Origin of the sequence: Escherichia sp. UTM R2 (assembly GCF_048593455.1) — a bacterium.
In the GTDB taxonomy this organism is placed as follows: Bacteria; Pseudomonadota; Gammaproteobacteria; order Enterobacterales; family Enterobacteriaceae; genus Escherichia; species Escherichia coli.
This window is the reverse complement of record NZ_JBFWDY010000002.1, coordinates 277,482-303,182: the sequence shown is the minus strand read 5'-3', so window position 1 is coordinate 303,182 and position 25,701 is coordinate 277,482. Positions and strand designations below refer to the sequence as shown.

The following is a 25,701-nucleotide window of genomic DNA, read 5'->3' as shown; positions in this document are numbered from 1 at the left end:
GCTTAAATGAATCTGATGAACATAAGGGAAACCAGTATTCACGCTGGATCAGCGTCGTTTTAGGTGAGTTGTTAATAAAGATTTGGAATTGTGACACAGTGCAAATTCAGACACATAAAAAAACGTCATCGCTTGCATTAGAAAGGTTTCTGGCCGACCTTATAACCATTAATTACGAAGCGCAAAAAAAATAATATTTCCTCATTTTCCACAGTGAAGTGATTAACTATGCTGATTCCGTCAAAACTCAGTCGTCCGGTTCGACTCGACCATACCGTGGTTCGTGAGCGCCTGCTGGCTAAACTTTCCGGCGCGAACAACTTCCGGCTGGCGCTGATCACGAGTCCTGCGGGTTACGGAAAGACCACCCTCATTTCCCAGTGGGCGGCAGGCAAAAACGATATCGGCTGGTACTCGCTGGATGAAGGTGATAACCAGCAAGAGCGTTTCGCCAGCTATCTCATTGCCGCCGTGCAGCAGGCAACCAACGGTCACTGTGCGATATGTGAGACGATGGCGCAAAAACGGCAATATGCCAGCCTGACGTCACTCTTCGCCCAGCTTTTCATTGAGCTGGCGGAATGGCATAGCCCACTTTATCTGGCCATCGATGACTATCATCTGATCACTAATCCAGTGATCCACGAGTCAATGCGCTTCTTTATTCGCCATCAACCAGAAAATCTCACCCTGGTGGTGTTGTCACGCAACCTTCCGCAACTGGGCATTGCCAATCTGCGTGTTCGTGATCAACTGCTGGAAATTGGCAGTCAGCAACTGGCATTTACCCATCAGGAAGCGAAGCAGTTTTTTGATTGCCGTCTGTCATCGCCGATTGAAGCCGCAGAAAGCAGTCGGATTTGCGATGACGTTTCCGGTTGGGCGACGGCACTACAGCTAATCGCCCTCTCCGCCCGGCAGAATACCCACTCAGCCCATAAGTCGGCACGCCGCCTGGCGGGAATCAATGCCAGCCATCTTTCGGATTATCTGGTCGATGAGGTTTTGGATAACGTCGATCTCGCAACGCGCCATTTTCTGTTGAAAAGCGCCATTTTGCGCTCAATGAACGATGCACTCATCACCCGTGTGACCGGCGAAGAAAACGGGCAAATGCGCCTCGAAGAGATTGAGCGTCAGGGGCTGTTTTTACAGCGGATGGATGATACCGGCGAGTGGTTCTGCTATCACCCGCTGTTTGGTAACTTCCTGCGCCAGCGCTGCCAGTGGGAACTGGCGGCGGAGCTGCCGGAAATCCACCGTGCCGCCGCAGAAAGCTGGATGGCCCAGGGATTTCCCAGCGAAGCGATTCATCATGCGCTGGCGGCAGGCGATGCGCCGATGCTGCGCGATATTCTGCTTAATCACGCCTGGAGTCTGTTCAACCATAGCGAACTGTCGCTGCTGGAAGAGTCGCTTAAGGCCCTGCCGTGGGACAGCTTGCTGGAAAATCCGCAGTTGGTGTTATTGCAGGCGTGGCTGATGCAAAGCCAACATCGCTACGGCGAAGTTAACACCCTGCTAGCCCGTGCTGAACATGAAATCAAGGACATCAGAGAAGACACCATGCACGCAGAATTTAACGCTCTGCGCGCCCAGGTGGCGATTAACGATGGTAATCCGGATGAAGCGGAACGGCTGGCAAAACTGGCACTGGAAGAGCTGCCGCCGGGCTGGTTCTATAGCCGCATTGTGGCAACCTCGGTGCTGGGTGAAGTGCTGCACTGCAAAGGCGAATTGACCCGCTCACTGGCGCTAATGCAGCAAACCGAACAGATGGCACGCCAGCACGATGTCTGGCACTACGCTTTGTGGAGTTTAATCCAGCAAAGTGAAATTCTGTTTGCCCAAGGGTTCCTGCAAACCGCGTGGGAAACGCAGGAAAAAGCATTCCAGCTGATCAACGAGCAGCATCTGGAACAGCTGCCAATGCATGAGTTTCTGGTGCGCATTCGTGCGCAGCTGTTATGGGCCTGGGCGCGGCTGGATGAAGCCGAAGCGTCGGCGCGTAGCGGGATTGAAGTCTTGTCGTCTTATCAGCCACAGCAACAGCTTCAGTGCCTGGCAATGTTGATTCAATGCTCGCTGGCCCGTGGTGATTTAGATAACGCCCGTAGCCAGCTGAACCGTCTGGAAAACCTGCTGGGGAATGGCAAATATCACAGCGACTGGATCTCTAACGCCAACAAAGTCCGGGTGATTTACTGGCAAATGACCGGCGATAAAGCCGCCGCTGCCAACTGGTTGCGTCATACGGCTAAACCAGAGTTTGCGAACAACCACTTCCTGCAAGGTCAATGGCGCAACATTGCCCGTGCACAAATCTTGCTGGGCGAGTTTGAACCGGCAGAAATTGTTCTCGAAGAACTCAATGAAAATGCCCGGAGTCTGCGGTTGATGAGCGATCTCAACCGTAACCTGTTGCTGCTTAATCAACTGTACTGGCAGGCCGGACGTAAAAGTGACGCCCAGCGCGTGTTGCTGGACGCATTAAAACTGGCGAATCGCACCGGATTTATCAGCCATTTTGTCATCGAAGGCGAAGCGATGGCGCAACAACTGCGTCAGCTGATTCAGCTTAATACGCTGCCGGAACTGGAACAGCATCGCGCGCAGCGTATTCTGCGAGAAATCAATCAACATCATCGGCATAAATTCGCCCATTTCGATGAGAATTTCGTTGAACGTCTGCTAAATCATCCTGAAGTACCTGAACTGATCCGCACCAGCCCGTTGACCCAACGTGAATGGCAGGTACTGGGGCTGATCTACTCTGGTTACAGCAATGAGCAAATTGCCGGAGAACTGGAAGTCGCGGCAACCACCATCAAAACGCATATCCGCAATCTGTATCAGAAACTCGGCGTGGCCCATCGCCAGGATGCGGTACAACACGCCCAGCAATTGCTGAAGATGATGGGGTACGGCGTGTAAGTTTAGCCGGATAACGCGCCAGATCCGGCTTACATCTCTGCATCATTCAATGCTCACCCGCGTTACGCCATCTGTTTCTATCAAACTAAACCGCACCGGCAAGAAACGCTCCACCACCGCGATATTGGTCAGCAGATGGCATGAGGGATGGGCGACCGTAAATTCCCCCGCGCCCGCCAGCGCCATCGGTAGCACCAGTTGGTCAGCAAGATATTCCCCCACCGCCGCCGTGCTTGCCAGGTAGCGTTTCACCTCTTTCACCAACTGTGCCGCAACCACCTCGGCACTGACGCGCTTTTCACCGACGACAAAAAGCGTTCGGTGATATTTTCACTTTCGACTTCAAGCGAGACGGTATTACCCGGCCCCTGGTCGCGCGGCAGGTTATGAATATTCTGTTCATGCAGGGAAAAACTCCCCGCCAGTGTAGCGATTTCACGCTCAGCAACATGGCGCGGCACACCAGCTAATAGAACTTCTCCACGCATCTGCACAATGTTCCCGCGCTCGCCAAGTTGCAAGGTGTTAAACGATGCAACGGGCGAGACTTCCGTTGCCACCACACCGCCTCCGGCAGGGTAAAAACCGTGGCGTAACAGCGTGGTTTGCTGATGAATTCCCATTTTCGCCAGCAGCGGCTCCAGCACCCGGCGGATAAAATCCGCAGGTGGCGCCGACGGGTTATCGGTACCGCCGCTCACTTCAACACGCGAAGGTCCATCGGCAAACCACAGCGCGGGCAGCACAGTTTGCAGCACCAGCGTACAACTTCCGGCGCTACCGATAGCAAAGCGGTAATCGCCGCCGCGCACGGTGCCGGGCCGGAAGAGCAGACGCTGCGATCCCAGCTCCGCACCTTCCACCATTGCCCTACAAATTTCCGCAGCCGCTTTTACCGCGGTCAGATGCTGGCGCAGCAGCCCCGGTTTTGCCCGCCCGGCACGAATGCCAGTGATGGTAAATGGCTGGCCGGTTATCATCGACAGGCTCAGCGCCGAGCGCAGGATCTGTCCGCCGCCTTCGCCCTGTGCGCCATCCAGCGCAATCATCCTTTTCATCATTTATCCTTTTACGCACACCACCTGACGCAGGGTGTAGATAACTTCCACCAGATCGCTTTGTGCCGCCATCACCGCATCAATATCTTTATACGCCATCGGGATTTCGTCGATCACTTCGGCATCTTTACGGCATTCCACATGCGCGGTGGCACGAATTTGATCTTCCACGCTGAACAGTTTTTTCGCTTTAGTACGGCTCATTACCCGCCCGGCACCGTGGCTGCACGAACAGAACGACTCTTCATTTCCCAGCCCACGGACGATAAAGCTTTTCGCTCCCATCGAACCGGGAATAATTCCATATTGACCAGCACGCGCAGACACCGCGCCTTTACGCGTCACGTAGATCTCTTCGCCAAAGTGCTGTTCTTTTTGCACATAGTTGTGGTGACAGTTGATCTCTTCCATCGCCAGCGTTTGCTGTTGTCTTACCGTTTTCTGCGTAACGCTCTGCAACGCTGTTACTACGTTTTCCATCATTGCATCGCGGTTAAGGCTGGCAAAAAGCTGCGCCCAGGCCACCGCTTTCAGGTAATCATCAAAGTATTCCGTACCTTCCATAAAGTACGCCAGATCACGCGACGGCAACGTTTCAAGCTGGTCCTGCATCTCTTTTTGCGCCAGATCGATAAAGTAAGTCCCGATGGCGTTACCAATTCCGCGTGAACCGGAGTGCAGCATAATCCACACCTGATCCGACTCATCAAGACAGATTTCAATAAAATGGTTACCCGTTCCCAGCGTTCCCAGATGTTTATAGTTATTGGTATTCAGGAAACGCGGATATTTTTGCGTTAACCACTGATAACCGGCTTCCAGCTCAGCCCATTTAGCATCGACGTTAACAGGTGGATTTTCCCAGGCACCTTTATCACGTTTACAACGGCCAGTGGTACGCCCGTGCGGCACGGCCGTTTCAATCGCCTGACGCAGCTCTGCCAGGTTTTCAGGCAGGTCTTCCGCCGTTAACGCGGTACGCAGCGCGTTCATTCCACAGCCAATATCCACGCCCACCGCCGCCGGAATAATCGCCCCTTTGGTCGGGATCACGCTACCAATGGTGGAACCTTTACCCAGGTGTACATCAGGCATTACCGCAATATGTTTGAAAATAAACGGCATCTTCGCCGTATTAATAAGTTGCTGACGCGCATCGGCCTCTACCGGCACGCCTTTGGTCCACATTTTTACCGGGGCATTTTCAGTGGTCAGTAATTCGTAATTCATTTTGTTTTTCTCTTTTCGTTGTTTGCTGTCCTGATAATTGCAACCGTCGTGCCAGAAAATTAAATAAGCAGCTTAATTTTTTAATTCATTGTTTTAAAAAAGATTATATCTTTACGTCCGTAACCGGAGATTTCCCGCAAAGCCAATTTACCGATAATGAAATATCGTCTTTTATAAGGATATCTAAGATGCGTAAAACAGTGGCTTTTGGCTTTGTCGGTACCGTACTGGATTATGCCGGGCGCGGCAGTCAGCGCTGGTCAAAATGGCGTCCGACACTCTGTTTATGCCAGCAAGAATCGTTGGTCATCGATCGACTGGAATTGTTGCACGACGCCCGCTCGCGCTCGCTATTTGAAACGCTTAAACGCGATATCGCCAGCGTTTCGCCAGAAACAGAAGTGGTGAGCGTTGAGATTGAACTGCATAACCCGTGGGATTTCGAAGAGGTTTACGCTTGCCTGCATGATTTCGCCCGTGGTTACGAGTTTCAGCCAGAAAAAGAAGACTATTTAATTCACATTACCACCGGCACCCACGTCGCGCAGATTTGCTGGTTTCTGCTGGCGGAAGCGCGTTACCTGCCCGCCCGGCTGATACAATCTTCACCTCCGCGCAAAAAAGAACAGCCGCGCGGCGCAGGTGAAGTGACGATTATCGATCTCGATTTAAGCCGTTATAACGCCATCGCCAGCCGCTTTGCCGAGGAACGCCAGCAAACGCTTGATTTTCTTAAGTCCGGCATTGCCACGCGTAACCCCCACTTCAACCGCATGATTGAGCAGATCGAAAAAGTGGCGATCAAATCCCGCGCGCCGATTCTGCTTAACGGTCCAACCGGCGCGGGCAAGTCATTTCTGGCGCGACGCATCTTCGAGTTAAAACAGGCGCGGCATCAGTTTAGCGGCGCGTTTGTGGAAGTGAACTGCGCCACCCTGCGCGGCGATACCGCCATGTCGACGCTGTTTGGTCATGTAAAAGGCGCGTTTACCGGGGCGCGGGAATCTCGTGAAGGTTTATTACGCAGCGCCAACGGCGGAATGTTGTTTCTTGATGAGATTGGCGAACTGGGCGCAGACGAACAAGCAATGCTGCTAAAAGCCATTGAAGAGAAAACCTTTTACCCGTTTGGCAGCGATCGCCAGGTGAGCAGTGATTTTCAGCTTATCGCCGGAACGGTGCGCGATTTGCGCCAGCTGGTTGCCGAAGGCAAATTCCGCGAAGATCTGTACGCGCGGATCAATCTCTGGACCTTCACCCTGCCGGGGCTACGCCAGCGCCAGGAAGATATTGAACCTAACCTGGATTATGAAGTGGAGCGCCACGCCTCACTCACCGGCGACAGCGTGCGTTTTAACACCGAAGCGCGGCGTGCCTGGCTGGCCTTTGCAACATCTCCTCAGGCGACATGGCGCGGTAACTTTCGCGAGCTTTCTGCCAGCGTCACGCGGATGGCAACCTTTGCCACTAGCGGACGCATCACTCTGGACGTGGTTGAAGATGAGATAAACCGTCTGCGCTATAACTGGCAGGAGAGCCGTCCCTCCGCGCTTACGCAACTGCTGGGCGCAGAGGCAGAAAACATCGATCTCTTCGACCGTATGCAACTGGAACACGTTATCGCTATCTGCCGCCAGGCAAAGTCGCTTTCTGCTGCCGGACGACAGCTTTTTGATGTTTCGCGCCAGGGCAAAGCCAGCGTCAATGACGCGGATCGGCTACGCAAATACCTGGCGCGTTTTGGTCTGACCTGGGAAGCATTGCAGGATCAGCACAGCTCCAGTTGAATATGGTGGTCCGTCAGCACCTGCATCACGCTTACTGGCGGCTGGGCGTCGGTGTAGACGGCATCTACCATGCTGATGCTGCCCATATTGACCATCGCGTTACGGCCAAATTTCGAGTGATCGACAACCAGCATAACGTGGCGCGAGTTCTCAATAATGGCGCGTTTGGTGCGAACTTCGTGGTAATCGAACTCCAGCAGCGAGCCGTCGCTATCGATGCCGCTTATCCCCAGAATGCCGAAATCAAGGCGGAACTGGGAGATAAAATCGAGCGTCGCTTCGCCAATGATCCCGCCATCGCGGCTGCGTAATTCGCCACCGGCGAGAATGATGCGAAAATCTTCTTTTACCATCAACGTGTTAGCAACGTTGAGATTGTTGGTGACAATGCGCAAATTGCTGTGATTGAGCAGTGCGTGCGCTACCGCTTCCGGCGTGGTGCCGATATCGATAAACAGCGTCGAGCCATTGGGGATTTGCTCCGCCACTTTGCGGGCGATGCGCTCTTTTTCTTCGGTCTGGGTGGCCTTGCGATCGTGCCACGGCGTGTTAACCGAACTGGAAGGCAGCGCCGCACCGCCATGATGGCGCAGGATCAGGTTTTGCTCCGCCAGCTCATTGAGGTCGCGGCGAATAGTCTGCGGGCTGACGGAGAAATGCTCTACCAGCTCTTCGGTACTGACATAACCCTGCTGTTTAACCAGTTCGATAATACCGTTGTGACGTTGTGTTTGTTTCATTTATAAATCCCTGGAGTTATTTTCGTTTTCGCGCATTGAGCGAATCAACAAAAGCCATCGCTAAACCCACGGCTAACCCGGCGATGTGTGCTCCGTTCGCCATCGACATCCCAAACAAATCAAACCATCCGGCGACAATCCAGATCAGCGCAAAGATAATTAACCCACGTTGCAGGTAAATGCCACTTTGCGGATCGCGTTCGCCACGTAGCCAGACGTAGCCCATCAGCGCATACACCACGCCAGAAAGCCCGCCAAACCACGGCCCGCTGAATTTTTGCTGCACATAGCCGCTTAACAGGGCGCTGATAAGCGTAATGACAATTAGCTTACCGCTACCGAGGCGTTTTTCCACCGCACCGCCGAGATACCACCACCAGAGCAGGTTAAAGAGGATATGCATCAGCGAGAAGTGCATTAACGCGTGGGTGAAGTAACGCCAGAACTCAAATTTCAGTGTTGGATCGAATGGCCAGGCCAGCCATAACATCACTTCCTGATCGCCGAGAATTTGCATGGCAATAAACACCACCACGCAGGCGATCATCATCACCCAGGTTACCGGACCTGCGCGTTCACGCAAGGCGGCAAAGAAAGGATAACGGCGATAATGCAGGCCACTGCCGGTATGGCCTGCCTGCCAGCTCGCCGCCAGATAACGCGGATCTGCCGGGTTTTCGAGAAAACGCGCCAGCTCCGCCCGTACGCGCTCGGCCTGGGACTCATCCGCCAGCCAGACATCGCTTTGGTTATGTTGTTGAATCGTGAGGATAACACCCTGCGTCGCCATGTAATCAACAAACGCCTGCGCCACGCGGGGGTTAGCAAAAGAGGTAATCATCAACATCGTTGCTGTCGCTTATTCCACACAAAAGGGGACAGTATAAAGCGTTACGCGCCGTACGCCACCTCTGCGGGAAACTGACGTTGCCAGGCTTCAAAGCCGCCGTCAATGCTATAGACCACATCGTAGCCCTGTTGCAGCAGATACTGCGCCGCGCCTTTGCTGCTATTGCCGTGATAACACATCACCATCACCGGAGTGTCAAAGTCGTTATCACGCATAAAAGCGCCCAGCGTGTCGTTGGTTAAATGGAAAGCCTGCACCGCATGTCCCATTGCGAAACTCTGTGGATCGCGAATATCGACCAGCACCGCCTCTTTTTCCTGCAACTTCTGGTGCGCGTCGGCAACGTTAATACATTCGAACTGATCCATGCGTCTCTCTTTCTTTACAAACAAGTGGGCAAATTTACCGCACAGTTTACGTCGAAGCGGCAGATAAACGCCATAATGTTATACATATCACTCTAAAATGTTTTTTCAATGTTACCTAAAGCGCGATTCTTTGCTAATATGTTCGATAACGAACATTTATGAGCTTTAACGAAAGTGAATGAGGGCAGCATGGAAACCAAAGATCTGATTGTGATAGGGGGCGGCATCAATGGTGCTGGTATCGCGGCAGACGCCGCTGGACGCGGTTTATCCGTGCTGATGCTGGAGGCGCAGGATCTCGCTTGCGCGACCTCTTCCGCCAGTTCAAAACTCATTCACGGTGGCCTGCGCTACCTTGAGCACTATGAATTCCGCCTGGTCAGCGAGGCGCTGGCTGAACGTGAAGTGCTGCTGAAAATGGCCCCGCATATCGCCTTCCCGATGCGTTTTCGCCTGCCACATCGTCCGCATCTGCGCCCGGCGTGGATGATTCGCATTGGTCTGTTTATGTACGATCATCTGGGTAAACGCACCAGCTTGCCGGGATCAACTGGTTTGCGTTTTGGCGCAAATTCAGTGTTAAAACCGGAAATTAAGCGCGGATTCGAATATTCTGACTGTTGGGTAGACGACGCCCGTCTGGTACTCGCCAACGCCCAGATGGTGGTGCGTAAAGGCGGCGAAGTGCTTACTCGGACTCGCGCCACCTCTGCTCGCCGCGAAAACGGCCTGTGGATTGTGGAAGCGGAAGATATCGATACCGGCAAAAAATATAGCTGGCAAGCGCGCGGCTTGGTTAACGCCACCGGCCCGTGGGTGAAACAGTTCTTCGACGACGGGATGCATCTGCCTTCGCCTTATGGCATTCGCCTGATCAAAGGCAGCCATATTGTGGTGCCGCGCGTGCATACCCAGAAGCAAGCCTACATTCTGCAAAACGAAGATAAACGTATTGTGTTCGTGATCCCGTGGATGGACGAGTTTTCCATCATCGGCACTACCGATGTCGAGTACAAAGGCGATCCGAAAGCGGTGAAGATTGAAGAGAGTGAAATCAATTACCTGCTGAATGTGTATAACACGCACTTTAAAAAGCAGTTAAGCCGTGACGATATCGTCTGGACCTACTCCGGTGTGCGTCCGCTGTGTGATGATGAGTCCGACTCGCCGCAGGCTATTACCCGTGATTACACCCTTGATATTCATGATGAAAATGGCAAAGCACCGCTGCTGTCGGTATTCGGCGGTAAGCTGACCACCTACCGAAAACTGGCGGAACATGCGCTGGAAAAACTAACGCCGTATTATCAGGGTATTGGCCCGGCATGGACGAAAGAGAGTGTGCTACCGGGTGGCGCCATTGAAGGCGACCGCGACGATTATGCCGCTCGCCTGCGCCGCCGCTATCCGTTCCTGACTGAATCGCTGGCGCGTCATTACGCTCGCACTTACGGCAGCAACAGCGAGCTGCTGCTCGGCAATGCGGGAACGGTAAGCGATCTCGGGGAAGATTTCGGTCATGAGTTCTACGAAGCGGAGCTGAAATACCTGGTGGATCACGAATGGGTCCGCCGCGCCGACGACGCCCTGTGGCGTCGCACAAAACAAGGCATGTGGCTAAATGCGGATCAACAATCTCGTGTGAGTCAGTGGCTGGTGGAGTATACGCAGCAGAAGCTGTCGCTGGCGTCGTGATTTAATGTAAGGTGGCCAGGTCAGATTTCAATCTGACCTGAGACTGATGACAAACCAAAAAACTGCCAGATGCGCTACGCTTATCTGGCCTACGTTGTTTATACAATATATTGAATTTGCATGATTTTGTAGGCCTGATAAGGCGTTCGCGCCGCATCAGGCATGAACAAAGCGCCACGTTGTCAACAATCTGACCTACTTTTTGATTCAGGGAATTACCGCAAAGCCCACGCCATCATACCCAACGTAACAAAACTTAAGCACGTTCCCCACTCACTCAACTTCCGTATCTGGCATCTATTTTTGCTGCGCCACTGGCAATAATATCCCAACGCAAAACCAAGCTGTGCGCTTATTGGACCGATAAAATCCGTCCACGGCTGAGGCCAAAATGGCGAAAAATTCAGGGGTAGCCAGACAACAAGCAGAAAGAAATTGCGGATACTTTCCAGCAACGCAATTTTCGCTGGCGCGATGTAAAAAATGATATTCCAGAGGATCAACCATAAATAGACCGGTGCGAATACCAACCAACAATGGAGCCTGCTTTTCAATTCAGATTGAGTTCTACGAGTAAATTGCCAACCAACGCAACACATTACACAGAAGAAAAGCGCATATTCAGCCGATAACCAAAGTTGTAATTGCAGAAGTGAAATACGCCTGATCATGAGCGGGATTGAGAACAGCATTTCCCCCAGAAAACTCAGCGTGATAATACAAGCAGCCAGCGCAACCACCATCGGCCACACCAACAACGGCACAATAACAAAGCCGAGAAATAACGGATAAATATAAAGTCTGATTATATTCATCATTATTGTCCTGATGATTCGGGGGATGCTTCATACAGCGGCACATACCCCACATCCTCTACCAACTGTTGCCCCTGCTGACTTATAAACCAGTCAACAAATTTCTGCGTTTCCGGCGTGGGATTTTCACGCGTCACCATATAGGCATCCACAATGTATGGATAAGTGCCGTTGCGGATATTTTCCTCGGTAGGCGCAACGCCATTTATAGCCAAAAGTTTAATCTGCTTGCGCATTTTGAGCATATTGTCATTCATACGAGTGACGTAATAGTGGAAGGTGTACCCAATGGAAGATGGCGTGTTTTGATAGTCGGCAACTTCAGTAATTAAACCGCCCATAAGATCAATCACAGTGGATTTTTTAGCTGGCAGCATTGGGGTGTCTTGCATAACCAACCCCTTCATAATCGTTTGGCTTCCAGAATCTTCAGGGCGCTGCCAGACTTTTATATGTTCGTCACTACCACCTACTTTATTCCAGCGGCTAGTTTTGCCGCTAAAAATATCTTTAACCTGGTGCTCAGAGAGAGAATTTACCGGGTTATTAATATCAACGATAAAGACAAAGGCTTCGCGGGCGAAAGCGGTATATTTCAGTTTAACACCCGCTTCTTCTGCACGTTTTTTCTGTCCTTCCGACGGTTGTGCAACAAAAATAACCGTCGCGGAACCTTTAATCAGACTATCGTAGGCTTCAGCTGTTCGGGTTTGCTGCAAACCATACGCCTGCCAGGCCAGCGAGGTTCGATCCTTATCTTTTGGCTCGGGTACTAATTTATAATACGCGGAGGCATACAGCGGGTATAAGGCTGTAGCGCCGTACACTCTCGGCCATCTTGACCAATCATCGCTGTAACGTAATGCAGGTTGCCCCCGCAGAGACGTCAGTCCATGGCTCTCTTCTTCCCTAACGCTGTTATAGTACCCTTCCCGGTCGACACATCCCGCCAGTAACGCCGTGCCTAATAGTAAAACACCGGTGAATTTATTCATCTCGCTGATTCCTTTCTCTCGAGCGTTATTCCATTGTTGGATACAGCGGCACATATCCCACATCTTCTACCAGACTCTGCCCCTGCGGCGTTAAAAACCATTCGACCAGTTTTTGTGTTTCTGACGTTGTATTTTCTCTCGTCACCATAAATGCATCGACGATGTACGCATATTTGCCGTTGCGAATGTTTTCCGCCGTCGGTGTAATACCGTTAATCGCTAGCAATTTTATATTTTTATCAGCATTCATTTGCGTCGCGTAATAGCGGAAGGTATAGCCTATTGCGTTGTTTGTATTACGGTATTCGGCAACGACTTTAATCATTCCCTCCATCACGCTTGCCACTTTCGTTTCCTGCGGCGAGATCATGCGGACATTTTTCATGACCTGTGATTGCATCACTGTCTGGCTGCCAGAGTCTTCCGGGCGCTGCCAGGTCTGGATCTCCTGATCGTTACCGCCAACAGCACGCCAATTGGTAATTGCACCACTGAAGATGTCACGCACTTGTTGTTCGGTCAGGGAATTAACCGGGTTATCTGCATTGACGATGAAAACAAACGCTTCACGGGCAAAAGGCGTGTAAATCAAAGTGACGCCCGATTCCTCCGCGCGTTTTTTCTGCCCACCGGAAGGTTGAGCCACAAAGATAATATCGGCATTACCTTTAACAATCTTGTTATATGCTTCGGGAGTACGAGAGTTCGCCAGATATTCCCATTCGTGAAAATCTTCCGGCAAAACGCTTAGTGCATAAAAGGCAGAGGCATAAATGGGGTACGCCGCCGTTGCGCCATCAAGTCGCGGCCAGTTTTGCGTGAACTGAATTTGCGGTTTACCACGCAGTGGTGTCAGTTGATTATTGAGTTTATCGGGTCGCCAGGCCCAGGTATCAATATTTTCACGCACACCGACGCCGGGATTAAGCTGTTTATATAAATAAGCCTGGTAACCGGCGACAAAACCAAGCATGAGAAGGATAAACAAGAGAGAATTACGGCAACGTAACCCGGACGTGCCCGTTAAAGGATATCTGGTCGGCCAGCCGTACCCCAGCGAAAAACTGATATGCGCGCCAACAGGTATAATGACTAACCACCAGTACTCACCACCGACTAATGAGGCTAACAAAACGCCCAGCCAGGGGAGCATAAGATCAGCCAACCAACCCGCTCCCATCTGGCGAAATTGATAATCTGCCAGATGCAGCGCGATTATCCAGACCCCCAGGGTTAATAATGCGGGTACTAAAAAAAGACATTGTCGCCAGACGGCTATTTCTCTTTTTTCTGGTGCACTATCGTCCGCCCACACTCGCCCCGAGAAAAATAGCATTAATGCGCCCAGCGCCAGCATAAAAATGTTGAGCAGAAGGTAAATTGTTGGCGTGATAAAGATATTACAAACTTCAATAATACCGGCAAGTCCGACACCCAGCATGGCAATAACCGCCGCCAAAAACTGCGCCAGAATGGGGATGCCGAAAAAAGTCATTACCAGCGAGGTCAAAATCCATTTTCTGTTTTGCATTATTCTTTCCATTCTTTCTGAATGGCGAAATTATACTCCCCGAGTCCCCTTGCCCCTTCTGGACACTTTTCCGAAATGATGGCGAAAAAAACGGGACCCTTTGGCCCCGTTCTATTTATTAGTGAAATTACAATCTCACCGGATCAATATGCCAGATATGATCGGCGTACTCTTTGATAGTACGGTCAGAAGAGAAGTAGCCCATATTGGCAATGTTCAGCATCGCTTTTGCGGTCCACTCTTCCTGAAGCTCGTAGAGTTCATCGACTTTATCCTGACAATCGACATAGCTGCGATAATCCGCCAGTACCTGGTAGTGATCGCCGAAGTTGATCAGCGAATCAACCAGATCGCGATAGCGACCCGGATCTTCCGGACTGAATACACCGCTGCCGATTTGCGTCAGCACCTGATGCAGCTCCTCATCTTTCTCGTAGTATTCACGCGGTTTGTAGCCCTGACGACGCAGTTCTTCCACTTCTTCCGCTGTGTTACCAAAAATAAAGATATTGTCAGCACCGACATGATCCAGCATCTCGACATTCGCACCGTCCAACGTACCGATAGTCAGCGCACCGTTAAGCGCAAACTTCATGTTACTGGTGCCGGAAGCTTCCGTCCCCGCCAGCGAAATCTGTTCAGACAGATCGGCCGCCGGAATGATCAACTGCGCCAGGCTAACGCTGTAGTTCGGGATGAACACGACTTTCAGCTTGTCGCCAATCTGCGGATCGTTGTTGATCACTTTCGCTACGTCATTGATCAAATGAATAATGTGCTTCGCCATGTAATAGGCCGAAGCCGCCTTACCGCCAAAAATATTCACGCGCGGTACCCACTTCGCATCCGGGTCGGCCTTGATGCGGTTATAGCGGGTAATCACATGCAACACATTCATCAATTGACGTTTGTATTCGTGAATACGTTTGATTTGTACATCGAACAACGCCTTTGGATTCACCACCACATTCAGCTGCTGGGCGATATACTCTGCCAGACGCTTTTTGTTCTCCAGCTTCGCCTGATGCACAGCGTGATTAACCATTGGGAAATCACAGTGTTGTTGCAGCTCATTAAGCAGGCTAAGGTCGGTGCGCCAGTTACGGCCCAGGTGTTCGTCCAGCACGGCTGAAAGCGATGGGTTCGCTACCGCTAGCCAGCGACGCGGCGTCACACCGTTGGTGACGTTGGTGAAACGACCCGGGAAGATTTTCGCAAAGTCGGCAAACAACGATTGCACCATCAGATTAGAGTGCAGTTCCGATACACCGTTAACTTTGTGGCTCACAACAACCGCCAGCCAGGCCATACGCACACGACGACCGTTGGATTCATCAATGATCGACGCCCGTCCCAGCAGATCGGTATCGTTCGGATACTGTTCCTGCAAGGTTTTCAGGAAATAGTCGTTGATTTCAAAGATGATCTGCAGGTGACGCGGCAGAATTTTACCCAGCATATCAACCGGCCAGGTTTCCAGCGCCTCGCTCATCAGCGTGTGGTTAGTGTAGGAGAAGACCTGACAACACACCTCAAACGCGTCGTCCCAGCTAAATTGGTGCTCATCGATCAGCAGACGCATCATCTCAGGAATCGACAGTACCGGATGGGTATCATTGAGATGAATCGCGATTTTATCCGCCAGGTTATCGTAGGTTTTATGCAACTGATAATGGCGGCTTAAAATGTCCTGAATGGTCGAGGAAACCAGGAAGTATTCCTGACGCAGGCGCAGCTCACGCCCGGAGTAGGTGGAGTCATCCGGATACAGTACGCGAGATACGTTCTCGGAGTGGTTTTTATCTTCCACTGCCGCGAAGTAGTCACCCTGGTTGAATTTACCGAGGTTAATTTCGCTACTGGCTTGCGCACTCCACAAACGCAACGTGTTGGTCGCGTCGGTATCGTAACCAGGGATTATCTGATCGTAAGCGACTCCCAGAATCTCTTCGGTTTCAATCCAGCGCGTTTTTTTACCTTCCTGCTGAATGCGACCACCAAAACGGACTTTATAGCGCGTGTTGTGGCGTTTGAATTCCCACGGGTTACCGTATTCCAGCCAGTAGTCTGGCGACTCTTTCTGGCTACCGTTAACGATGTTCTGCTTGAACATACCGTAGTCATAGCGGATGCCGTAACCGCGCCCCGGCAACCCTAACGTCGCCAGAGAATCAAGGAAGCAAGCCGCCAGACGTCCCAGGCCACCGTTACCGAGGCCCGGATCATTTTCTTCATCAATCAGCTCTTCGAGATTTAACCCCATCGCTTCCAGTGCGCCCTGTACATCTTCGTAAATTCCTAGCGACAACATGGCGTTGGAGAGCGTACGGCCAATCAAAAACTCCATCGACAGGTAGTAAACCTGACGAGTTTCTTGCGACAACTGGGCACGGTTTGAACGTAACCAGCGCTCCACGAGACGATCGCGCACAGCAAATAACGTTGCGTTCAGCCATTCATGTTTATTGGCGACGACCGGGTCCTTTCCAATCGTAAACATCAGCTTGTAAGCGATAGAGTGCTTAAGAGCTTCTACGCTAAGCGTGGGCGATGAATATGTAAACGGAGCATTCATATAGGCGTTTCCTGAAAACTATTTCAAGCGATAGTAAAGCTCACGGTACGACTTCGCCGCGACCTGCCAGCTAAAATCCATTGCCATAGCCTGACGTTGCACAAACCGCCACAGTGAAGGACGGGACCACAGTACAAAAGCACGCCGAATAGCCCGTAACAGCGACCAGGCATTACTATCTTCAAAGACAAACCCACTGGCGACGCCATCTGCAAGGTTCTCAAGAGAACAGTCAGAAACCGTATCAGCAAGCCCACCGGTGCGCCGCACTAACGGCAGCGTACCGTACTTCAATCCATAAAGTTGCGTTAAGCCGCACGGTTCAAAACGGCTGGGCACCAGAATGACGTCCGCGCCGCCCATAATGCGATGCGAAAATGCTTCGTGATAGCCAATCTGAACGCCCACCTGACCGGGGTATTCCGCTGCCGCCGCAAGGAAACCTTCCTGCAGCACCGGATCGCCCGCGCCGAGTAGCGCCAGCTGCCCGCCCTGCTCCAGAAGGCCCGGTAAGGCTTCCAGCACCAGGTCGAGACCTTTCTGGCTGGTCAGACGGCTCACCACTGCAAAAAGCGGCACTTTATCGTCAACCTTAAGCCCCATTGCGATTTGTAACTGGCGCTTATTTTCCGCTTTATCTTCCAACGTATCGCGGGTGTAACGCGAGGCCAACAGTAAGTCCGTCTCAGGACTCCAGATTTTCTCGTCCACGCCGTTCAGTACGCCGGAAAGACGCCCTTCACGGTGACGCTGTTGCAACAGACCTTCCATACCGTAGGCAAACTGCGGTTCGGTGATCTCGCGAGCGTAGGTTGGACTGACCGCCGTAATGTGATCGGCATAGTACAGACCGGCCTTCAGGAAAGAGATTTGTCCGTTGAATTCCAGCCCATGAATATTAAAGAATGACCATGGCAATTGGATGTCATTCATGTGATGTGCATAAAACATGCCTTGATAGGCCAAGTTGTGCACAGTAAACACCGACTTCGCCGGACGCCCGCGCACCGCCAGATACGCAGGCGCAAGGCCTGCATGCCAGTCGTGCGCATGCACCACATCAGGACGCCAGAATGGGTCAAGCCCGCTGGCCATTTCTGCCCCAACCCACCCCAGCAGCGCAAAACGCAATACGTTGTCGGTATAGGCAAATAAGTTGGTATCGTGATACGGGCTTCCCGGACGATCATAGAGATGCGGCGCGTCAATCAGGTATATGCCAACCCCGTTGTAATGACCGAACAACAGCGTGATATGTCCGGCGAAGGTATCACGACGGGATACTACCTGCGCATCGGTCACGCCACGGCGAATATCGGGAAATGCAGGCAACAGTACGCGAGCGTCAACGCCGTCTGCGATTTGTGCTGCGGGTAATGCCCCAATAACATCAGCCAGACCGCCGGTTTTAAGCAGCGGGAACATCTCTGAACATACATGTAAAACCTGCATTATCGCTCCTGTTTATGCCCTAACTTCCGTAGCATTTCGCGCGTTACCAGCACGATGCCTTCTTCTGAACGATAGAAACGACGTGCATCTTCCTCTGCGTTTTCACCAATCACCATGCCTTCCGGAATAACACAAGCACGATCGATGACGCAGCGGCGCAGACGGCACGAGCGACCTACCCATACTTCCGGTAACAATACGGCGGAATCAATGTTGCAGAATGAATTCACGCGAACGCGCGAGAACAGAACGGACTGCACCACCACCGAACCGGAGATCACACAGCCGCCGGATACCAGTGAGTTAAGGGTCATCCCGTGGCTACCGGAGCGATCCTGCACGAATTTCGCTGGCGGTAATGATTCATTGTAGGTGCGAATTGGCCAATTGCGATCGTACATATCCAGTTCCGGCACCACAGAGGCCAGATCGAGGTTCGCTTTCCAGTAAGCTTCCAGCGTACCCACATCGCGCCAGTACGGCTCGGCATCCGGGTCGGATTGTACGCAAGAGAGCGGGAACGGGTGCGCATAGGCCAGACCGGCTTCGGTGATCTTGGGAATCAAATCTTTGCCAAAGTCGTGGCTGGAGTTCTCATCACGATCGTCTTCTTCCAGCAGTTCATACAGATAGTCGGCGTCAAAGACGTAGATACCCATACTCGCCAGAGATTTGCTCGGATCGTTCGGCATTGACGGTGGGTTAGCAGGTTTTTCAACGAATTCGATAATTTTATCGTTCTCATCAACCGCCATAACGCCAAATGCGGAGGCTTCTTCAATCGGTACTGGCATACAAGCAACGGTGCAACGTGCGCCTTTTTCGACGTGATCGATAAGCATACGCGAGTAATCTTGCTTGTAGATATGGTCGCCCGCCAGGATCACCACGTATTCCGCTTTATAACGGCGGATAATATCGAGGTTTTGGGTGACCGCATCTGCGGTGCCGCGATACCAGTTTTCCCCTTTCATTCTCTGCTGCGCTGGCAGCAGATCGACAAACTCGTTCATTTCTTCATTAAAGAATGACCAGCCGCGCTGAATGTGCTGCACCAGAGTGTGGGACTGGTACTGGGTGATCACGCCCATACGACGGATCCCGGAGTTGATGCAGTTAGACAGCGCAAAGTCGATAATGCGGAACTTACCGCCGAAGTGTACGGCCGGTTTTGCTCGCTTATTGGTTAAATCCTTCAGGCGGGTACCACGTCCTCCCGCCAGTATCAGGGCAACAGATTTCAATGGCAGCTGGCGCGCCAACATTAAGTGATCGTTCTTCTCTAAACTAACCATGACTAACTCCTTTTTTATCATCTCTGGAACACACACAATCCGTGTGCAGGTCCCTGCCAGACAGCCGTAATCACTGGGTTATCCTCTCCAGCGAATGGGGGAATGGCGTGCCACTCCCCAGCAGGTAAAACAATCTCTGTTACCTCAAGCGTGGCGTTAATTGCGATCAAAAAGCGATCCGAGAGCAGAATTTGCAGCTGTTTCGGCCCGTTTTGCCACTCATCCGTGCTTAAAGGTTGAGCATATCGATTTAGCCAACGGACATTGCCGTCGCCTTCTTCCCACCAGCGATTCTCCACCAAAGCGGGAATACGCTTGCGCAGATGGATTAACGCGGCGGTAAATGCGGTTAAACCACTGCTTGCCTGCGACCAGTCCAACCAGGTTAATTGGTTATCCTGACAGTAGGCATTGTTATTGCCATGCTGGCTGTGACCATGTTCGTCACCGGCCAGTAACATCGGCGTGCCCTGGGAGAGCAACAACGTTGTTAACAGGGCATGAATGCTGTCGCGCCGCCGTTCAACCAGATCAAGAGTACCGCCTAACCCTTCTTTACCATGATTGTTACTGTAATTGTTGTTGGTCCCGTCGCGATTTTCTTCTCCGTTTGCTTCATTGTGTTTATGGTTGAAGCAAACGCAGTCGCGAAGCGTAAAACCGTCATGCGCGGTGACGAGATTAATCGCGGCACTCGGCAGACGACCATTACGTTTAAAAACATCGCTGGAGGCAGCAAAACGCCCGGCAAACGCCCCCAGAGGCAAATCATAATGTAGCCAGAAACGACGGGCAGCATCGCGGAAATGATCGTTCCACTCGGCAAACAGCGGCGGGAAATTTCCCACCTGATAACCACCAGGAGCGATATCCCACGGTTCAGCAATTAACTTCACCTGCGAGAGCACCGGGCAGTTCTGGATAGCGGTAAACAACGGCGCATCCTGACGGAACTCTGGCGTACGGCCCATGACTGCCGCCAGATCAAAGCGGAAACCATCGACGTGACAGGTTTCTACCCAATAACGCAGGCAGGCGCAGGCATAATCCACCACCGCCGGATGACTCAAATTGAGCGTGTTGCCACAACCGGTCCAGTTGTGATAATCGCCGTCTTCTCTTATCCAATAATAGCTACGGTTGTCGATCCCACGCAGCGAGAATAACGGGCCGTCGAGGTCCAGTTCCGCACTATGGTTGAGCACGATATCAAGAATGACTTCGATACCCGCTTTATGCAGTGCTTTGATTGCATCGCGAAACTCATGCAGCGCCGTTTCTGGCGAGCAGGCATACGCCGGATGCAGCGCAAACATCGCCACCGGGTTGTAACCCCAGTAGTTACTTAGCCCCATGCGTTGCAGACGTGGTTCACTGGCAAACTGCGCCACTGGCAGCAGTTCCAGCGCGGTAATGCCCAATTGTTTCAAATAGTTGATCATCACCGGATGTCCCAGGGCTTTATAAGTGCCACGGATCTCGACCGGGATCTCCGGGTGCAGGTACGTTAATCCTTTAACATGGGCTTCATAAATGATGGTGCTGCCCCACGGCGTGCGCGGCGGGGCATCATCTTCCCAGTCATAGTGATCAACCACCACTACGCATTTCGGCGCAATGGCGGCGTTGTCGCGATAGTCAGGTTCATTATGACCGGCGTGCAGCAGCGGGTTATCTTTGAATTCCCCGTCAATTTGCCGCGCGCAAGGATCAATCAACAACTTCGCCGGGTTAAAGCGATGCCCCTCGGCGGGTTGCCAGGGGCCATGAACGCGATAACCATAACGCAAACCCGGGCGCGCATCCGGCAGATAACCGTGCCAAATGTCGTCACTGTGCCCTGGCAAGTCATAGCGATGTTCCTGGCCATTGGCGTCAAAGACACACAGCTCTACCCGCTCGGCATGAGCGGAGAAAAGTGTGAAGTTGACGCCCTGACCGTCGTAATGCGCGCCGAGGGGAGCGGGTTTGCCAATGGCGAGTTGTGTCATTCTGCCTCCCGAACCAGCCAGATAGTGGCCAGCGGTGGTAGCGTCAGGCTTAGTGAATGCTGACGACCGTGGCTGGCAATCTCATCGCTGTGTACCGTGCCGCCATTGCCTGCATTACTGCCGTGATAGTGCATGGAATCGGTATTGAGGATTTCACGCCATTTGCCCGGCTGGTTTATGCCGAAGCGATAATCATGACGCGGTACCGGCGTAAAGTTACTGGCAACGATGATTTCGTTACCCTCTTTATCGCGACGCACAAAGATCAGCACCGAGCGTTCTTTGTCATCCACCACCAGCCATTCAAAGCCGTACGGGTCAAAATCCAGTTCATGCATTGCTTTATGGTGGCGGTAGGTGAGGTTCAGATCGCGCACCAGACGCTGGACACCGTGGTGCCAGTTATCGCCGCCTTCCAACAGATGCCAGTCGAGGCTGGCGTCATGGTTCCACTCGCGGCCCTGGGCAAATTCGTTACCCATGAACAGTAGTTTCTTGCCCGGGAATGCCCACATCCAGCCATAGTAGGCGCGCAGGTTCGCGAATTTCTGCCATGCGTCGCCCGGCATGCGGTCGAGAATCGATTTTTTACCGTGGACCACTTCATCATGCGACAACGGCAGGACGAAGTTTTCAGTGTAGTTGTAGAGAATCCCGAAGGTCAGTTTATCGTGATGATACTGACGATAAACCGGGTCGAGCTTCATGTAGTCCAGGGTGTCATGCATCCAGCCGAGGTTCCACTTGTACCAGAAGCCCAGACCGCCCATATCCTGCGGACGAGAAACGCCAGGGAAATCGGTAGACTCCTCAGCCATTGTCACCGCACCGGAAACCTGCTCACCAAGAATACGGTTGGTATTACGCAAGAATTCAATCGCTTCAAGATTCTCGCGCCCGCCAAATTCGTTCGGGATCCACTCCCCCTCTTTACGGCTGTAGTCGCGATAAATCATTGACGCCACCGCATCGACGCGCAGCGCATCAATACCAAAACGTTCAATCCAGTAAAGCGCGTTACCGACGAGGAAGTTACTGACTTCACGGCGACCATAGTTGTAGATCAGCGTGTTCCAGTCCTGATGATAGCCTTCACGCGGATCGCTGTGTTCATACAAGTTCGTGCCATCAAATTCGGCAAGCGCAAAGTCATCGGTCGGGAAGTGGCCTGGCACCCAGTCGAGAATCACGTTCAGACCAGCTGCGTGTGCGGCATCAATGAAATAACGGAAGTCGTCGCGAGTACCAAAACGGCGGGTTGGTGCATACAGGCCGGTTGGCTGATAACCCCAACTGCCATCGAAGGGATGCTCGTTAATGGGCAGTAGTTCGAGGTGGGTAAAGCCCATCCATTTAGCATAAGGCACCAGTTGATCGGCCAGCTCGCGGTAGCTCAACCAGAAATTGTTGTCGGTGTGGCGACGCCAGGAACCCAGGTGAACTTCATAAATAGAGATTGGCGCATCAAACTGATTCGCTTTTTTGCGCTCTTCAGTCTGTACAACCTTTTCCGGCAGCCCGCAAATAAGAGACGCGGTTTCCGGGCGCATTTGCGCTTCGAAGGCATAAGGGTCGGACTTCAGACGCAAGTTGCCATTGGCATCAATCATCTCGTATTTATAGAGCTGACCGTTATGCGCCCCAGGGATAAACAGTTCCCAGATGCCGCTCTCTTTACGCAGGCGCATCGGGTGACGGCGACCGTCCCAGTAGTTGAATTGCCCAACCACCGAGACCCGACGGGCGTTTGGAGCCCAGACAGAGAAACGCGTACCTGTGACGCCATCCATAGTATCTGCATGCGCGCCTAAGGTTTCATACGGGCGCAGGTGAGTACCTTCAGATAATAGCCAGGCATCCATTTCCTGGATTAGCGGACCAAAACGGTAAGGATCATCAATCAGGTTTTGCTGACCATGCCAGACAACAGCCAACTGATAGCGGAAAAAATTCTTACGTCGCGGAATGACGCCGCTAAAGAATCCCCGTGAGTCGAGACACTCCAGTTTTGCGAGTTTGCGCCCGGTTTTCGGTTCAATCACCCACACATCGGTAGCGTCGGGTAAAAGGGCACGGACTTCCAGTCCCGCGGTGGTTTTATGCATTCCCAGTACGGAAAAAGGATCCGCAAAATGGCCTGCAATTAGCGCGTTAATCACGTCTCTATCGATACGATCGGACATGCTTGTCTTCCTGTTTTATTGTGTCACCCCATCCAATTGGATTTTTGACTTCTGGTTGTGACATTTTTTTGACCTGAACGGCGCAGCACTCTGTGCATCCTCTCTGCGTCGTCCTCACTTCAGGTAAGGCTGTGAATACTCATGTATTCAGCCACCCTTAAAGAATAGCCAATGCTCTATTTAACTCCCGGTAAATCATGAAACATCTGCGCTTACTCCTGTATTACGCACTAACAGGGGCGGCATCGCGCCCCAGATTTAATGAATAAAGATTACGCCAGTTGACGAAGCATCCGACGCAGCGGCTCCGCGGCCCCCCACAGCAGCTGGTCGCCCACTGTAAAGGCTGACAGGAACTCTGGTCCCATATTCAGCTTACGCAGGCGGCCTACCGGCGTGGTCAGCGTGCCGGTAACGGCAGCTGGGGTTAGCTCACGCATAGTGATTTCCCGATCGTTCGGAACGACTTTCGCCCACGGATTGTGCGCAGCCAGCAGTTCTTCCACGGTCGGAATAGACACATCTTTTTTCAATTTAATAGTGAATGCCTGGCTGTGGCAGCGCAATGCCCCGACACGCACACATAAACCATCTACCGGAATTACGGAAGATGTGTTGAGGATCTTGTTGGTTTCCGCCTGCCCTTTCCACTCTTCGCGGCTCTGACCGTTATCGAGCTGTTTGTCGATCCACGGAATCAGGCTACCCGCCAGCGGCACGCCAAAGTTATCCACCGGCAGCTCACCGCTACGGGTTAAGGTTGTGACTTTGCGTTCGATATCGAGAATAGCAGAGGACGGGGTCGCGAGTTCATCTGCCACATGGCCATACAGATGGCCCATCTGGGTTAATAACTCACGCATATGTCGCGCACCACCGCCGGAAGCGGCCTGGTAGGTTGCAACGGACACCCAATCAACAAGATCATTGGCGAATAAACCACCCAACGACATCAACATCAGGCTTACGGTACAGTTACCGCCAACAAAAGTCCTGATGCCATTATTTAATCCGTCGGTAATGACGTCCTGATTGACGGGGTCAAGAATGATGATGGCGTCATCTTTCATGCGCAGAGACGATGCTGCGTCAATCCAGTAACCTTGCCATCCGCTTTCACGAAGCTTTGGATAGATTTCGTTGGTATAATCGCCGCCCTGACAGGTCACAATGATATCGAGGGCCTTTAGCGCCTCCAGATCAAAGGCATCCTGAAGTGTGCCAGTGGTTCCGCCAAAAGACGGCGCAGCCTGGCCAAGCTGAGAAGTAGAAAAGAAGACAGGGCGAATGGCGTCGAAGTCGCGCTCTTCAACCATGCGTTGCATGAGAACGGAGCCGACCATACCGCGCCAGCCGATAAAACCAACATTTTTCATAAGCGTTTTTTCCTGCAAAGATGTGTGCTGTACAAATGTGCCGGTCTCCTCTTGGCACATCTTTCACCATACAAAAAGCAGCCAAAGTCGCAAGTGAAATTAATCAATGATAGCGAAGCCATCAGTAATGCGACTTATCCTGCTTTGTTAGCACGCAGAAAGTCCGCGGCAATTATCAGGGAATTTGAGTTATGAATGAAATCATTTCTGCAGCAGTTTTATTGATCCTGATTATGGATCCGCTCGGAAACCTGCCTATTTTCATGTCCGTACTGAAACATACTGAACCGAAAAGACGGCGGGCAATCATGGTGCGAGAGTTGCTTATTGCTCTCCTGGTGATGCTGGTGTTCCTGTTTGCGGGTGAGAAAATTCTGGCATTTCTCAGCCTGCGAGCAGAAACCGTCTCCATTTCTGGCGGCATCATTCTGTTTCTAATCGCCATTAAGATGATTTTCCCCAGCGCTTCAGGAAATAGCAGCGGGCTTCCGGCAGGTGAAGAGCCATTTATCGTGCCGTTGGCAATTCCGTTAGTCGCCGGGCCGACTATTCTCGCCACGCTGATGTTGTTGTCTCATCAGTACCCGAATCAGATGGGACATCTGGTGATTGCTCTGCTGCTGGCCTGGGGCGGCACCTTTGTCATCCTGCTACAGTCTTCGCTATTTTTACGTCTGCTGGGCGAGAAAGGGGTGAACGCACTTGAACGCCTGATGGGATTGATTCTGGTGATGATGGCAACCCAGATGTTCCTCGACGGCATTCGAATGTGGATGAAGGGGTAACGAGGAGAGTTTTTCGAAAAGAACCCGGTAGTGTCACAACT

17 protein-coding genes and 1 pseudogene are annotated in these 25,701 nt (G+C 52.1%); 4 read left to right on the top strand and 14 right to left on the bottom strand.

Translation table 11 applies throughout. The features are described from left to right. Window positions 1–228 precede the first annotated feature (228 nt). Window positions 229–2,934, top strand: coding sequence for an HTH-type transcriptional regulator MalT (gene malT / locus AB4H76_RS02180; RefSeq protein ID WP_121689808.1), 2,706 nt, complete (start codon window positions 229–231; stop codon window positions 2,932–2,934). 42 nt (window positions 2,935–2,976) lie between these two features. On the opposite strand, the pseudogene rtcA reads toward malT, so the two are convergent. After that, window positions 2,977–3,992, bottom strand: a pseudogene (gene rtcA / locus AB4H76_RS02175) (RNA 3'-terminal phosphate cyclase). A gap of 3 nt (window positions 3,993–3,995) precedes the next feature. After that, the gene (rtcB, locus tag AB4H76_RS02170; RefSeq protein WP_001105503.1) at window positions 3,996–5,222 is read right to left on the bottom strand and encodes an RNA-splicing ligase RtcB; all 1,227 of its coding nucleotides are present in this window, start codon (window positions 5,220–5,222) and stop codon (window positions 3,996–3,998) included. A 188-nt stretch (window positions 5,223–5,410) separates the two neighbouring features. Here rtcB and rtcR point away from each other — a divergent pair, with 188 nt between their 5' ends. Continuing rightward, a complete protein-coding gene (gene rtcR, locus AB4H76_RS02165; RefSeq protein ID WP_085452731.1) occupies window positions 5,411–7,009 on the top strand; it encodes a DNA-binding transcriptional regulator RtcR in 1,599 nt (532 codons plus the stop codon). Here rtcR and AB4H76_RS02160 read toward each other — a convergent pair. Genes AB4H76_RS02160 through glpE form a run of 3 tightly spaced genes read right to left on the bottom strand, consistent with a single transcriptional unit; the run spans window position 6,991 to window position 8,967 of the window. Next, window positions 6,991–7,749 carry a DeoR/GlpR family transcriptional regulator gene (locus tag AB4H76_RS02160; protein ID WP_000815100.1) on the bottom strand — a complete coding sequence of 253 codons (759 nt, stop codon included), beginning with the start codon at window positions 7,747–7,749 and terminating at the stop codon, window positions 6,991–6,993. The genes rtcR and AB4H76_RS02160 overlap by 19 nt on opposite strands. Before the next feature lie 16 nt (window positions 7,750–7,765). Continuing rightward, window positions 7,766–8,596: a rhomboid family intramembrane serine protease GlpG gene (gene glpG, locus AB4H76_RS02155; protein ID WP_000928723.1), complete on the bottom strand. Its 831-nt coding sequence runs from the start codon at window positions 8,594–8,596 to the stop codon at window positions 7,766–7,768. 44 nt (window positions 8,597–8,640) lie between these two features. Beyond that, window positions 8,641–8,967: a thiosulfate sulfurtransferase GlpE gene (glpE, locus tag AB4H76_RS02150; protein WP_000371928.1), complete on the bottom strand. Its 327-nt coding sequence runs from the start codon at window positions 8,965–8,967 to the stop codon at window positions 8,641–8,643. Window positions 8,968–9,156: 189 nt separating this feature from the next. On the opposite strand from glpE, the gene glpD reads away from it, so the two are divergent. Continuing rightward, complete coding sequence (gene glpD / locus AB4H76_RS02145; RefSeq protein WP_000448135.1) at window positions 9,157–10,662, top strand: glycerol-3-phosphate dehydrogenase; 1,506 nt, start codon at window positions 9,157–9,159, stop codon at window positions 10,660–10,662. Between the two features lie 215 nt (window positions 10,663–10,877). Here the strand turns inward: glpD and AB4H76_RS02140 are convergent, their stop codons facing one another. The 9 genes from AB4H76_RS02140 to asd all read right to left on the bottom strand — a co-directional run bounded on the left by AB4H76_RS02140 (window position 10,878) and on the right by asd (window position 24,875). Further along, window positions 10,878–11,480: a hypothetical protein gene (locus tag AB4H76_RS02140; RefSeq protein WP_000981057.1), complete on the bottom strand. Its 603-nt coding sequence runs from the start codon at window positions 11,478–11,480 to the stop codon at window positions 10,878–10,880. Beyond that, the gene (locus AB4H76_RS02135; RefSeq protein WP_001032214.1) at window positions 11,480–12,472 is read right to left on the bottom strand and encodes a PstS family phosphate ABC transporter substrate-binding protein; all 993 of its coding nucleotides are present in this window, start codon (window positions 12,470–12,472) and stop codon (window positions 11,480–11,482) included. Before AB4H76_RS02135 ends, AB4H76_RS02140 begins: the two co-directional genes overlap by 1 nt. A 25-nt stretch (window positions 12,473–12,497) precedes the next feature. Then, window positions 12,498–14,006, bottom strand: coding sequence for a PstS family phosphate ABC transporter substrate-binding protein (locus AB4H76_RS02130; RefSeq protein WP_124061967.1), 1,509 nt, complete (start codon window positions 14,004–14,006; stop codon window positions 12,498–12,500). A gap of 124 nt (window positions 14,007–14,130) precedes the next feature. Further along, entirely contained in the window at window positions 14,131–16,578 is a 2,448-nt protein-coding gene (gene glgP / locus AB4H76_RS02125; RefSeq protein WP_000993449.1) for a glycogen phosphorylase, read from the bottom strand. Between the two features lie 18 nt (window positions 16,579–16,596). Then, a complete protein-coding gene (gene glgA / locus AB4H76_RS02120) occupies window positions 16,597–18,030 on the bottom strand; it encodes a glycogen synthase GlgA (RefSeq protein ID WP_096854162.1) in 1,434 nt (477 codons plus the stop codon). Continuing rightward, window positions 18,030–19,325, bottom strand: coding sequence for a glucose-1-phosphate adenylyltransferase (gene glgC / locus AB4H76_RS02115; RefSeq protein WP_000253975.1), 1,296 nt, complete (start codon window positions 19,323–19,325; stop codon window positions 18,030–18,032). The genes glgA and glgC overlap by 1 nt, the downstream gene beginning before the upstream one ends. A 17-nt stretch (window positions 19,326–19,342) precedes the next feature. Beyond that, on the bottom strand, window positions 19,343–21,316 hold the full coding sequence (glgX, locus tag AB4H76_RS02110; RefSeq protein ID WP_077492431.1) for a glycogen debranching protein GlgX: 1,974 nt from the start codon (window positions 21,314–21,316) through the stop codon (window positions 19,343–19,345). Continuing rightward, window positions 21,313–23,499, bottom strand: a complete 2,187-nt coding sequence (gene glgB, locus AB4H76_RS02105; protein ID WP_001283723.1) for a 1,4-alpha-glucan branching enzyme — start codon at window positions 23,497–23,499, stop codon at window positions 21,313–21,315. Before glgB ends, glgX begins: the two co-directional genes overlap by 4 nt. A 272-nt stretch (window positions 23,500–23,771) precedes the next feature. Continuing rightward, a complete protein-coding gene (asd, locus tag AB4H76_RS02100) occupies window positions 23,772–24,875 on the bottom strand; it encodes an aspartate-semialdehyde dehydrogenase (RefSeq protein ID WP_000799956.1) in 1,104 nt (367 codons plus the stop codon). Window positions 24,876–25,066: 191 nt separating this feature from the next. Between asd and yhgN the strand changes: the two genes are divergently transcribed. Next, window positions 25,067–25,660 (top strand): NAAT family transporter YhgN, encoded by a 594-nt coding sequence (gene yhgN, locus AB4H76_RS02095; protein WP_001002544.1) that lies wholly within the window; start codon window positions 25,067–25,069, stop codon window positions 25,658–25,660. Window positions 25,661–25,701 lie beyond the last annotated feature (41 nt).